At 66.8% G+C, this 12,161-nt stretch carries 10 protein-coding genes and 1 pseudogene; 8 read left to right on the top strand and 3 right to left on the bottom strand.

The genetic code is table 11. From position 1 onward, the window contains the following. On the top strand, positions 1-111 hold a 111-nt coding region (locus AAHF99_RS26870; protein ID WP_342167370.1), incomplete at its 5' end, for a transposase domain-containing protein. Between the two features lie 485 nt (positions 112-596). Next, on the top strand, positions 597-938 hold the full coding sequence (locus AAHF99_RS27260; RefSeq protein WP_412759965.1) for a NepR family anti-sigma factor: 342 nt from the start codon (positions 597-599) through the stop codon (positions 936-938). A gap of 34 nt (positions 939-972) precedes the next feature. Here the strand turns inward: AAHF99_RS27260 and AAHF99_RS26865 are convergent, their stop codons facing one another. Further along, on the bottom strand, positions 973-3,795 hold the full coding sequence (locus tag AAHF99_RS26865) for a PAS domain-containing protein (RefSeq protein ID WP_342167390.1): 2,823 nt from the start codon (positions 3,793-3,795) through the stop codon (positions 973-975). 383 nt (positions 3,796-4,178) lie between these two features. Between AAHF99_RS26865 and AAHF99_RS26860 the strand changes: the two genes are divergently transcribed. Together AAHF99_RS26860 and AAHF99_RS26855 are read left to right on the top strand one after the other, a co-directional pair. Further along, the gene (locus tag AAHF99_RS26860; protein WP_342167389.1) at positions 4,179-6,602 is read left to right on the top strand and encodes a PAS domain S-box protein; all 2,424 of its coding nucleotides are present in this window, start codon (positions 4,179-4,181) and stop codon (positions 6,600-6,602) included. 141 nt (positions 6,603-6,743) lie between these two features. Next, positions 6,744-8,534: a sensor histidine kinase gene (locus AAHF99_RS26855; RefSeq protein ID WP_342167388.1), complete on the top strand. Its 1,791-nt coding sequence runs from the start codon at positions 6,744-6,746 to the stop codon at positions 8,532-8,534. A 149-nt stretch (positions 8,535-8,683) separates the two neighbouring features. Here AAHF99_RS26855 and AAHF99_RS26850 read toward each other — a convergent pair whose 3' ends face one another. Beyond that, positions 8,684-9,079, bottom strand: coding sequence for a hypothetical protein (locus AAHF99_RS26850; protein ID WP_342167387.1), 396 nt, complete (start codon positions 9,077-9,079; stop codon positions 8,684-8,686). Between the two features lie 154 nt (positions 9,080-9,233). Between AAHF99_RS26850 and AAHF99_RS26845 the strand changes: the two genes are divergently transcribed. The 3 genes and pseudogenes from AAHF99_RS26845 (at position 9,234) to AAHF99_RS26840 (ending at position 10,282) form a co-directional block, all read left to right on the top strand. Next, on the top strand, positions 9,234-9,401 hold the full coding sequence (locus AAHF99_RS26845; RefSeq protein ID WP_342167386.1) for a hypothetical protein: 168 nt from the start codon (positions 9,234-9,236) through the stop codon (positions 9,399-9,401). Positions 9,402-9,419: 18 nt separating this feature from the next. Next, positions 9,420-9,638 (top strand): annotated as a pseudogene (locus tag AAHF99_RS27255) (lysozyme inhibitor LprI family protein); the annotation flags it as partial. Continuing rightward, entirely contained in the window at positions 9,626-10,282 is a 657-nt protein-coding gene (locus AAHF99_RS26840; protein WP_342167385.1) for a lysozyme inhibitor LprI family protein, read from the top strand. The pseudogene AAHF99_RS27255 and the gene AAHF99_RS26840, both read left to right, overlap by 13 nt. Positions 10,283-10,590: 308 nt before the next feature. Here AAHF99_RS26840 and AAHF99_RS26835 read toward each other — a convergent pair whose 3' ends face one another. Then, complete coding sequence (locus tag AAHF99_RS26835; protein ID WP_342167384.1) at positions 10,591-11,367, bottom strand: Crp/Fnr family transcriptional regulator; 777 nt, start codon at positions 11,365-11,367, stop codon at positions 10,591-10,593. A 210-nt stretch (positions 11,368-11,577) separates the two neighbouring features. Here AAHF99_RS26835 and AAHF99_RS26830 point away from each other — a divergent pair, with 210 nt between their 5' ends. Then, complete coding sequence (locus tag AAHF99_RS26830; protein ID WP_342167383.1) at positions 11,578-11,856, top strand: DUF6894 family protein; 279 nt, start codon at positions 11,578-11,580, stop codon at positions 11,854-11,856. Positions 11,857-12,161 lie beyond the last annotated feature (305 nt).

Below are 12,161 nucleotides of genomic sequence, written 5' to 3'. Positions count from 1 at the left end.
GCCTACCTGACCGACGTCATCACCCGCATCGTCGACGGCCATCTGCAGAGCCATATCGACGACCTGCTGCCCTGGGCCTACGCCCCACAGCCCCTCAAAGCCGTGGCCTGAGAACGACGCTTACCTTTCGGGATCTGCTGACGACTGCTCAGACGTCTGAGTTGGGTCGACAGGAGGCCGTCAGCTTTTCCAGCGGGCCTTCTCCGAAGCGGCCATTCCGCTTTCGGCCAACTCCAGCCGCGTGAGTGGGAGCCTTCGAACGGCTGGGTTGGGTGGAGGCTGTGTGAAAACGTAGGCCCTGTAGAAGGATCTCCCCTCGCGCTGGGAGGGCAGCACTGGAAAGGGCATCCTTATCGCCTCTCGCTGGCCGTCCAGGATGCTTGAAGGATAGCTGCGTGGAATATTCTTCCACGATTTTAGGGTGTGCCCGAGTTTTCACACAGGCTCGGTGGTTTTCTGCCAGTCCGCTTCCGGACGGCCGGTGCATCGAAGCGGACAGAGCTACGGGACCGTTCACGACCCTTCACGAACGGAAAATTAGTTCCAGCTCACGGTCTGCATTCTAGTGGGAGAAGACGCTGTGGTCGGCGTCTGCGATGTTGGTGTGGCGCCAATGGCACTGTGCCGATTGCTCAGGGCCTCAACGGGAGCTCAATCCAGATTGGCTGTTTGCCCCTTATTACGTGGTCTGGGGCCAGGGAGGCAGTTTGGTGGGGAAACGTGCCTCTGATGCTGGAATTGATCCTGTTCGCGACGAGAACGGAGAAGTTCTACCGGAGGGGTCGGTCATATGGATGCAGCCGGGCTCACCCCACGCGATCCAGCACCACCTCGGGCGCAAGTTGCAGGGCATGTACGCCCAGATCCCGGCAACGCCCCTGCCGGACCGCCTGAACCAACTCCTTGCCCAGCTGGATACGGCCGGCGGGACGGTTTGATCGCCCGGCATGCTCCCGTCGCGGAATCCGAGGTCTAGCTCGCCATGAGACCGCGCCGCGGCGCGACGATGGTGCAGACCACACCAGAGGGCGGGTAGCTCAAGTCAACCTTGCCGTCGAAGCTTCCAGCAAGCCCGCGTCCGATCAGCCGGGTACCGAACCCCGCGCGCTTCGGCGCCACCACCGCCGGACCGCCCGCCTCGATCCAACGCAAGGTGACTGGAGCGTCGTCGCCGTCGCCGTCGATATCCCAACTGATGGTGACCCGACCGTCCGCGTTCGAGAGCGCGCCGTACTTGGCAGCGTTGGTCGCCAGTTCGTGCAGAATCAACGACAGCGAAAGCGCCGCCCTGGAACCGACCATCACAGCCGGGCCGTCGAGCACGAACCGATCCGGACGGTCACGGTGGATGTCGAGCGCGCTCTCGATCACGCTCGCCAGCGGGGCTTTCGACAGGGAGCCGCCGAGCAGGAGGTCGTGCGACTTGCCAAGGGCGATCAGTCGGTTCGCCAGCACATCCCGGGCGGTGTCGAGATCGGCAGCTCCACGCATCGTCTGCGTGGCGATGGACTGCACCATCGCCAGCATGTTCTTCATGCGGTGGCTCAGCTCGTGGTTGAGCAGTTGTTGCTGTGCCTCCGCCTCGATGCGGGCGATGGCCGACCGGGTGCGGTCGGTGACGTTGCGCATGAAGGCGATGTCCTCCTGAGTCCACTCCCCCGGCTCCGCCCTCACGGCGTAGAACAGGGCCACGAAGCGGCCGTGCTCCATCACCGGCAAGTTTAGAAGCGAGCGCGTGCTGATGGCCGCCAATGCCTTGGCATCGGCGGCGGTCCGAGGATCACTACCGGTGTCGTCGATGACGACGTTGCGTCCGGCTATGAGGTCTTCGATGTACGAACCGTAAGCGCGGAAATGGTGTAGCCCGGCGATGCCGGTAAGGCCCGGCGCGGTCCATTCCTGTTCTACCAAGATCGTCTCAGCGTCAGGATCGACCTGCCCGTAGCCCGCATGGCTCAGTCCAAGCGTGCGCCCCATGACCTCGGCGGCGATCCGGCTGATCTCCGCTTTGTCGCCCACGTCGCGCAGCCGGTCGCCCAGTTCGGTCATGGCAGCGCGGCGAGCCTCGGTCCGTTTGCGGTCCGAGATCTCCAGGAACAGCGCCGCGAACTGCTGGCCGCACTGCTTGTGTGCCCGGACCTCGAACGTGCGGTTCAGCTCGGGGACGTGGATCTCGAACTTCTCGGGCTGGCCGGTCTCGACGGTGCGGGCGTAGGTGTCGATCAGCCACTGGGGGATGGCCGGCACGAGTTCGCGCATGGTGCGCCCGGCGCTGCTGGCCGGCAGCCCGGTCAGCTCAGCGAACGCCGGATTGACCTCCAGGAACTGGAAGTCCACCGCCTTGCCAGCCTCATCGCGGATCAGCTCGGCGCTGAGGAACCCCTCCTGCATCCCCGTGAACAGCCCGCGCCAGCGTTCCTCGCTGACTGCGAGCTGGCGCTCGACGGTCTTCTGGTCGGTGATGTCCCGGGAGACCGACAGGATCCTCTCCGGCTGCCCATCCGGGCCGAGGATCGGCGTCACCTGCACGTCCCACCACTTCGGGGTGCCGAGATAGGTATCGGCCGATCCCTGGAAGTGGCCGACGCCGCCGGCCTTGGCGGCCGTGAGGGCCGCGAGCGCATCGGCGTGACCCTGGCCCTGCCAGAAGTCCGGCCACGGGCAGCCACGGATGAGGTTGAAGTCGCTGACCTCCATCACCCGCATGCCGCTCTCGCTCATGAAGGTCAGGCCACCGTCGAGGTCGAGCACCTTGATGCAGTCGGCGGAGGAAGCGAGCACTCCGCGCATGAACTCGGCATCGGCCTGCTGCCGGGCGGCGGCGTTGCGCTGCTCGGTGCGGTCGCGCAGGATCTTGATGAAGCCCTCGGGGCGCCCCTCCTCGTCCTTGAGCGGCATCATCTCGCCGTTCGCCCAGAACTTGCTGCCGTCCTTGCGCTGATGCCAGCGTTCGTCGGCGCCGCGCCCGTGCAGCAGGGCCGCGCCCATCTCCTTCTCGGCGATCTGGTCGTGCTCGTCCTCTCGGGTGAAGAAGACGTTGGCGTGCCGCCCGAGCATCTCGGCCTCGGTCCATCCGAGGATCTGCTCGGCCCCCGCGTTCCAGCTCGTCACGCGGCCGCCCAGATCCATCGCGATGATGCCGTAGTCGATCGCGCTCTGGAGGATCGCCTTGTTGCGCCGGTCGCTCTCGCGGCGCTCCTTGAGGACGCGTCGTAGCTCCAGGTTGGTGATGACTTGCTGGGCAAGCGTGCGCAGGGTGAACGCCTGTGACGGGGTCAGCCGGTTGGGCTTGGTGTCGAGGACGCACAGGGCTCCCAGAGCGACGCCGTCCGCCGTCTTCAGCGGCACGCCGGCATAGAACCGCACCTCCGGTCCTCCGGTAACGAGGGGATTGTCGGCGGTGCGCGGATCGAGGGTGAGATCCGGGATCTCGAACACGTCGTGCTGCTGCGCGGCGTAGGCGCAGATGGATTGCGAGATCGGGGTCTCGCTCTGGCCGAAGCCGGTCTCGGCCTTGAACCACTGGCGCTCGCCGTCGAGCAGGGAGATCAGCGACACCGGCATGCCACAGGTCTCGGACGCCACTCTCACGATGCCGTTGAACTCGGCCTCAATCGGCGTGTCGAGAATGTCGAAGGCGGCGAGCGCGGTTTGGCGTCGCGCGGTAATGTCGATCTGTTCCACGGCCACCCGTTCACACGGCGTCGATCCCAGGCCGTCATTTGGTTCGTCAGGCCTGTGGATCTGATGTGAATGACTGAGACGCTCTATGCCATAGGTGGCCGATACAGACACGGGAAGGTGACCGGGCAGATAGCCGCTTGCTCGGAAGCGGCTGCCGACGTGCAACCGGCGGCAACAGGGGTGCAACAACGTTCCCGCGACCGGCTCATGGGGTCTTCGACAGCCCGAAGTTTCGGTACCATGCCGGCCTGGAACGCCGGCGTTCCGGGAACACGGGGGTGCGCATCCCGTTCGTCCGGGGCTGTGCGTGACCACAATCGGGCCGGGAACGGGACGGGACGGCTCGCCTTGCAATCCCGGACCGGACTTCCCGGACGACCCGGCCTCCGTCATACGGCTCCGGGATGCGTCGGCTGACGGCCTTAGCGGCAACCGACGGCTCCGTCGGGACACCAACGGACGGACCTACCCAGTACCCGGTCTGGACAGGCAGGATGGAAACGGACTTCGAGGACCTGCGCCGGCAACTGGCGGACGCGAAGGCTGAGATCGAGCGGCTGCGGCGGCGAAACGAGGGGCATGTCCATGCCCCGACTGGCGACGAGCGCACCTCGGCGGCCGGGACCGACCTGCTGTTCACGGCGGCGGAGAAGACCCGCATGCCGCAGATCGTCACCGATCCGAACCTGCCCGACAACCCGATCGTCTTCGCCAATCGCGCATTCCAGGAGCTCTGCGGCTACGGAGCCGACGAGTTGATCGGCCGCAACTGCCGATTCCTCCAAGGCCCGGGCACCGATCCCGCCGACGTCGCCAAGGTCCGCGACGCCGTCGCGGCGCGGCGCGACGTGGTCGTGGAGATCCTGAACTACCACCGCGACGGCACGCCGTTCCGGAACGAGCTCTACGTCAGCCCGGTGTTCGATCCGGACGGACACCTGCGCTACTTCTTCGCGAGCCAACTCGACGTCACCCGGTTCCGCACCGAGGAAGGCCGGCTCGCCGAGAGCGAGGCGCGCTACCGCACCCTGTTCGAGGCCGTGGACGCCGGCTTCTGCATCGTCGAGATGCGCTACGATGCGGCTGGGCGCGCCGTCGACTACCGCTTCGTCGAGGTCAACCCGGCGTTCGAACGCCATACCGGGCTCCGCGACGTGGCCGGACGCTGGGTCAGCGAGGTCGTCCCGGGCCTGGAGCGGTCCTGGCTGGACGCCTACGGCGGGGTGGCGCTGACGGGCGAGGCGGCCCGCTTCGAGAGCGGCGCGGTGGCACTCGGCCGGTGGTTCGACGTCCACGCCCTGCGCATCGGCGAGCCGGCCCGGCGCCGGGTCGCCATCCTGTTCAACGACATCACCGAGCGGCGCGAGGCCGAGCGGGTCCTGGAGGAGACCGCCCGCGACAGGACGGACGAGCGCGACATGGTCTGGCGCACGAGCCGCGACCTGTTCCTCGTCTGCGGCTTCGACGGCCGCTACCGCTCGGTGAACCCGGCCTGGACCGAGACGCTCGGCTGGTCCGAGGACGATCTCGTCGGCGCGCACTTCGACACATTCATCGACCCGGCCGACAGGTCCGCCGTGGAGGGGGTGTTCGGCGACCTCGTGAACGGCATCGTCCTCGACGGCCTGGACGTGCGGATGCGGACGCGCGACGGAGGCTTGCGATGGCTGTCGTGGTACGCCATCCCCCGCGACGACCACTTCTATGCGGCGGGCCGGGACGTGACGGAGCGCAAGACCCTGGAGGAGCAACTCCGGCAGAGCCAGAAGCTGGAGGCGGTGGGCCAGCTCACCGGCGGCGTCGCGCATGACTTCAACAACCTGCTGACGGTCATCAAGTCGTCCACCGACCTGCTGAAGCGGCCGAACCTGGCCGAGGAGCGCCGGATCCGCTATGTCGACGCCATCTCGGACACCGTCGACCGCGCGGCCAAGCTGACCGGCCAGCTCCTCGCCTTCGCGCGGAGGCAGGCGCTCCAGCCGGAGGTGTTCGATGTCGGGCGCGGCGTCGCCTCGGTCTCGGACATGGTCCGCACCCTCACGGGCTCTCGCATCCACGTCGAGATTCAGGTCGAGCCGTTCCGGGACGCCAGGGGGCAGGAGGGTCCCTGCCTCGTCGACGCCGACCCGAGCCAGTTCGACACCGCGCTGGTCAACATGGTGGTCAACGCCCGCGACGCGATGTCGGGCGAGGGGCGTATCACCATCCGGGTGCGGCCGGTCGGCGTCGTCCCCGCGGTCCGGGCCCATCCGGCCATGCGCGGCGACTTCGTCGCGGTCTCGGTCACCGACACGGGCAGCGGCATCGCCCCGGACGCGCTGGACCGGATCTTTGAGCCGTTCTTCACCACGAAGGGCGTCGGCCAGGGCACCGGGCTCGGGCTGTCCCAGGTCTTCGGCTTCGCCAAGCAGTCCGGCGGCGAGGTCATCGCCGAGAGCCGCCTCGGCGCGGGCGCCACCTTCACCCTGTACCTCCCGCGCGCCAAGGCCCCCGCCGCCACCGAGGCCGAGGCGCACGAGCCCGCGGACCTCGCCGAGGGCCACGGCACCTGCGTCCTGCTGGTGGAGGACAACCACGAGGTCGGGGCCTTCGCGGCGCAGGCGCTGGAAGAGCTCGGCTACAGCACCGTGTGGGCCGTGGACGCGGAAAAGGCCCTGAACGAGTTCGAGCGCATCCCCTACCGGTTCGAGGTGGTGTTCTCCGACGTGGTCATGCCGGGGATGAATGGGGTCGATCTCGCCCGCGAGCTCCGCCGCCGCCGGCCCGACCTGCCGGTGGTCCTGACGTCGGGCTACAGCGAGGTGCTCGCCGAGCAGGGGACGCACGGGTTCGAGCTCCTGCGCAAACCCTACTCCGTGGCCGACCTCTCGCACATCCTCAGGCGCGCGGTGGGGGGCGTCGGCACCGGCGCGCACTGACCGCCGTCGCGGGGAATCCCGCGGCGACCGTCCCCAGGTCGGGGTGCGTCCATCGGGCCCGCCGCGCCTCGATCGATGGATAGATCTGGCTAGCGGGTCGAGGCGCTGCCCATGGCTTTGCAGCCGAACCGACCTAGTTCGGTGGCCGGGTCCCGGGAGACGACGGGCTTCACCGAGCTCGGGAACTCGATGTCACTGACGAAGCGGATCGTAGGCCTCGTCGTCTTGGCGCTGATCCCGGCGTTGGCCGTCCAGGGCTACAACGAGTACGCGCTTCGTGCCGCCCGGGCCGAGGCCGTCCGGAGGGAGGCCATGCGCGGGGCGAAGGCCGTCGCGGCCGACCTCGGGCAGTTCGGTCGCGGGGCGAGGCAAATCCTCGCCATCCTGGCCGGCGTGGCCGAGATCCGCGGCAGGGATGCCCGGGCCTGCACGGCATACCTCGCGACGGTCGGCGGGAAGGTTCCCGGCTCGTTCTTCTTCGGGGTCGCCGACCCGGACGGGCGCATCCGGTGCAACACCCTGGGATCCCCGGTCGGGGCCTATTCGGTCGCCGACCGGTCCTACTTCCAGGAGGCGATGCGCACCGGCGGCTTCGCCATCGGGGAGGTCGTGTCCGGCCGGGTCACCGGACGGCCCACCATCCAGTTCGCCCAGGCCATAGCCGACGACGACGGCGACGGTCGCCCCGAAGGCATCGTGATCACGAGCATCGACCTGTCCTACCTCGCGGCACGGCAGTCCGATGCCGGGTTGCCGCCCGACGCCGCCCTCACGGTCGCGGACCGAAACGGCACGATCTTGGTCCGGCTTCCCGACCACGAAGCCTGGGCCGGCAAGCCGCTGCCGACGGCCTTCTGGAAGGCCCTGGCCGACCACCGCGGCGGCGTCGCGGACTTGACCGGATTGCGGGGCAACCCGCGGATCACAGCGGTGGCCGGAGGCGCGCCGGGGGACCTCGATGGCATGACGGTAGCGGTGGGCCTCTCGCCCGCCACGGCCTTCGCGGACATCGATGCCGCGACCCGTCGCGGGGTCGTGCTGATCGGCGTCGGCGCGATCCTGGCCGTCGCGGCCGCGCTCCTGGCCGGTCGCGCCTTCATCCGCAGGCCGGTGCGGCGCCTGCTCGGGGCGGCCGGCGCGTGGCGGGCGGGTGAGTTGGGGACCCGAACCGGCTTGTCCGGGAGCGACGAGTTCGGCCGGCTCGGCGAGGCGTTCGACGCCATGGCGGCGTCGCTGCAGAGGCACCAGGGCGAGTTGCGCGAGGAGGTCGCCCGCAGCCGGGTCCTGCAGGAGCGGCAGACGATGATGCTGCACGAGCTGAACCATCGGGTCCGCAACACCCTGACCACCGTGCAGTCCCTGGCGCGGCAGGCCCGCCGCGACGAGGACCGCGGCGAGCGGCTTGAGGGACGAATCCTCTCCCTGTCCAAGACCCACGACCTGCTCTCGCGCGACGATTGGGAGGGCGCCTCGCTGCGCACGGTGCTGGAGAACGAACTCTCACCCTTTCGGGATGAGCAGTTGCACCGCTTCGGCCTGGAAGGGGCCGACGTCGACCTGCCGCCGCGCTACGTCCTGGCGCTCGGGATGACGGTGCACGAGTTGACGACCAACGCGGCCAAGTACGGCGCCCTCTCGACCGATACGGGCCGGATTGACGTCACCTGGAAGGTCGTCGTCGGCGAGAGCGGCGCGAGGCGGCTCGCCCTGGAATGGCGGGAGAGTGGCGGCCCACCGGTGCGGGAGACGGGCAAACGCGGCTTCGGCACGCGCCTGATCACGGGCGGGGTAAGCCGTGAACTGGGGGGCGAGGTCCGTCTGGAGTTCGCCCCCGAGGGTCTGCGCTGCAGCCTCGACGTACCCCTCGACGAGCCGGACCGGTTCACCTCGTTCGCCGCCGCCACGGACGTGCGATTGGTCGGCAGGGCCTGAAAACCGAGCGACGACTACAACAGGCAGCATCAGCCTGGGGCCAGGCTACCCCGAGGTCGGTACGGTCGCCAAGCCGAAGGTCCGCTCTCGGCCGCTCACAGATCAGGCACGCTCGACCAGAGCCGTGTCTCGACCAGTAACCAGTGAGGTCACGACCCTGACCATCGCCGCTCGCGCACGGCGAGCCACCAGTACACTCCGCCCCCCACCACTCCGGCGCTTACGGCTTGCAGCGGCCGTTCGACCATGCCGGCAAACAGATGCCCGAGGGCGAGACCAATGGCGCCGCCGCAAGCCACGTGGATGGTCGGATGGCGCCATCCCGTCCGGATCGAGACCGCCAAGCACAGCAAGAATGCCGGCGTCGCGAAGACCGTCACGAACAGCGTGGCGATGACGAACGTGATGGCGACGGAGATCAAGTCGGAGGGGAGGGTAGGCTCGGCGGCGGGCGACGGGGGAGTTCCGAACAGAGCACCGGCCGCACTGGCCAGCATCAAGGTCGTCACCGCCGCCGCTACGGCGGCGAGGTAGCCGCCGAGCACCCGTACGACGGGATCTCCGGACCTGTCTGTCGTGATGCGGTTCGGCGTCGTGGCTTCCTCGGGCTCGGTCGTGGGAGAGGCTAGCGCGCCGTGCTACCACCGGCAAAGGTGGGGCAGGACCGCGACGAGGCCTCTGTCCGGCGGGGTCCATGCGATGAAGCACGCCCAACTGGTGGTCCTGATGCTCTGGTCGACGGCGGCAACGGGGGAGGTGCCGGCACTTTGCGCGGACGTCGCGAACCAAGCCGAGGGGACCCTATGCACCAAGCGCAAGCTGGACGCCGCCGAGGCCAGTTTGGCGAAGGCGCGAGAGGCCCTGTAGGCCAAACTCGACCCGAGCGGGCGACACAACCTCGACCTCGCGCAGCAGGCTTGGCGGCGCTTCCGCGACCTCGAATGCAACCTTGAGACGGGCTACGACGCCGAACACCCCGATGAAAACGGCACGATCATGCCCATGCTTATCGGCGAGTGCGCGACGGCCCTTACTGAGCGCCGCACCCGCGACCTGACCGATCAACTAGCCTGCCCGGGCGGGGACCTATCATGCGAGCGGTGATCGACTTCCACCGTACCGCGGCCCGCATCAAGGCATCGGCGGCATTCGCTTTCACGGCGCCGGTTGCCCATGCGGCAAGCTTCGACTGCGCCAGGGCATCAACCGGAATGGAACGCCTCGTCTGCGGGGACGCCGCTCTCGGGAGCCGGGACGAGATCCTGGCGAGGCTCTACTCGGGCGCCTTGAAAGTGGGGAAGCGCGAGGCCGTCGAGGCTCGGCAGCGGGCGTGGCTAGGGAAGGCGCAGGCCTGTGCCACAGCAGCCTGCCTGGCCGAAGCCTACGACGAGCGGAACGCCGAACTCCAGCGGTCTGAGGGTGGGGTGAAGGAGGGCAGTGACTTCTTTTGCGAGGAGCCCAAGGGCAATCACAGCACCCTCAACGTCGTGGGACCGGTCCATGGCTTCGCCAGCGTGTCCCTGATGTCTAACTATGTCGGGCCCGGCGGGGTGGAGGCCGGCGACGTGGACACCGCGGCCACGGATGCATTCCTGGATCTCCGGAAAGGGACAGCCACCGTCTTGAACGGCCGCTGTCGACTAACCTTCGAGCGCCTCAGCGCGGACGGTTGGAAGGTCATCCAGGCCGGCACCTGCGAACTGCGGGGCGGCGCGGTATTCGCGGGCGTCTACCGCCGCCTGCCTTGACAAGACTGCGACCGGCCGCCGGTCGCCATTGCGCTGGCAATCCCTGACAATCATCGGCGGACAGGCGGTCGATAATGGAAGACGTACAAGCGCGGACGCTCATTCAAGGCGGAGTGGGTTCACTGAGCGTCCGTCCGCGTACGCCCGGCACGTCCGCTTATGAGATGAGCACCGAACTCGTTCTACGTCGGGCTCGGGTCGGGTGCGGAATGGCCGGACAGGGTGGATTTCTGCTGGTCCGTTTTTGTGCACGAGTTGGTAGAAGCGGACACCGCCTTCGCAGTCGCTTCCAACCCATAGATAACGCCTTACTCCACTCGCTTCACGAGGTGCAGGTAGTCGGGGTTAAAGTCGCAATACAACATCAGCCTCTCTACGTCCGGGATGTCGAGGCGCCGTCGCCGTAGGACGATCAAACCCTCCTCGCGCAATAATTGCAAAGTCCGGTTCACATGCACGGACGTAAGGCCAAGCACGTCAGCCATATCCTCCTGCGTGAGCGGTAACGAGTAACCGTTCGTATCGCCGACACCCGCAGCTTGTAGACGGATAAGAAGCTCGCAGAACAAATGCGCCAACTGGTGGTGTGCCTCGCGCTGGCCCATGTTCACCAACCACTCGCGCAAGATCGCCACGTCCGCGAGGGTCGCCCACCTCAGGGCCCGAGCGATGCGCGGGTGGTTCCCGATCAGATCGAGGATGGTGGCGCGGGGGATGTCCGCAACTGTGCAGGGCGAAAGCGTGGCGATGCTATGATCCATCTTGCCAAGGATTGCGACATGCAGGTCGCTGAAGTCGCCCGGCACAAGCAGCGCGATGATCTGGCGGCTTCCGTTCGGCAGCACTTTGTAGCGGCAGGCGAAGCCGTCTAGCACGAGGTGCACATCCTCGGGTCGGTCGCCCTGCTGGATGATCTGCTGACGCGCGCCGACCTGCCGGGTGCGCGCGAGTTCAGATAGCCTACCGTAATCAGCCTCCGTGAGGTCTGCGCCGTATCTAAGCCTTTGCAAAAGCGGGCGGAACATGGCGGCCTCCTCAGGATCCGCCGCAAGCGGGATATCCGACGAGCGGATCTTATAGGACATACTGGGGGACTTTGAACGTGAATGCGCAACACCACTCCCCCGTGGCTGCTAAGCTGATCGAAGATGTCTGGAAGTGAATTTCAGCCGACCGAACCCATGTGATTGTGGCTTCGATCCAAAGGCGCAATCATTGAGGCATCGCTGGCAAGATTTGTCGGGCGCCAGCGGCGGGAAGATGCGTGTGCTCCCGCCCTGATAATGGAGAGCGTCATGCTACGCTACTTCTTCGACATCTATGATGGATCATCGTTCTCTCGCGATGCGATCGGGACGGAATGCGACGGCTACGATGGCGTCCGCTTCCACGCGATGCACGTGCTGCCTACGATTGCCCGTGACGAGATCCCGAAGAACGGTGATCGGCAGGCTTTTACAGTGATTGTTCGAGACGAGAACAACATCACCCACTACACGGCCACCTTGTCCTTCGCAGGATTATGGATTGGGGGTAGTCCGATCCCGGAACCTGATGAAGATCATTTTAACTAGCAGAGTTCGCTACTTGACCCGAGTCGAAGTTGCCGAACGGCTGCTTTGGAGGAGCGCCGACATTGGTAGCGGCGGCTGACTTGGGTCGCAAGCGGACCCATGGTGCAAAAATCAACAGTTTTGCACCGTGTGTCGATGCAGATCGGCACAAGGGCATAGCTGGTGCGAAAGTCTGGTGCGATTTGGGTATGCCTCAATCGAACTGGACGGTAAGCGGTCTCATATAATCAGCTTGACCATTCAAAGCGAACCGCCATCATGATACCTATCCTAATTGAACCGATCGGCAGGTCTCATGTTCGTCC

This window comes from Methylobacterium litchii (genome assembly GCF_038442315.1).
In the GTDB taxonomy this organism is placed as follows: domain Bacteria; phylum Pseudomonadota; class Alphaproteobacteria; order Rhizobiales; family Beijerinckiaceae; genus Methylobacterium; species Methylobacterium litchii.
The sequence above is the reverse complement of the archived record's forward strand: the minus strand, read 5'-3'. Positions and strand labels throughout refer to the sequence as shown.

Bases quoted from the DNA above. Each gene is read 5' to 3' on its own strand.
- AAHF99_RS27260 (WP_412759965.1), top strand. From the start codon at position 597: ATGTTGGTGTGGCGCCAATGGCACTGTGCCGATTGCTCAGGGCCTCAA.
- AAHF99_RS26860 (WP_342167389.1), top strand. From the start codon at position 4,179: ATGGAAACGGACTTCGAGGACCTGCGCCGGCAACTGGCGGACGCGAAG.
- AAHF99_RS26845 (WP_342167386.1), top strand. From the start codon at position 9,234: ATGAAGCACGCCCAACTGGTGGTCCTGATGCTCTGGTCGACGGCGGCA.
- AAHF99_RS26840 (WP_342167385.1), top strand. From the start codon at position 9,626: ATGCGAGCGGTGATCGACTTCCACCGTACCGCGGCCCGCATCAAGGCA.
- AAHF99_RS26835 (WP_342167384.1), bottom strand. From the start codon at position 11,367: ATGTCCTATAAGATCCGCTCGTCGGATATCCCGCTTGCGGCGGATCCT.
- AAHF99_RS26830 (WP_342167383.1), top strand. From the start codon at position 11,578: ATGCTACGCTACTTCTTCGACATCTATGATGGATCATCGTTCTCTCGC.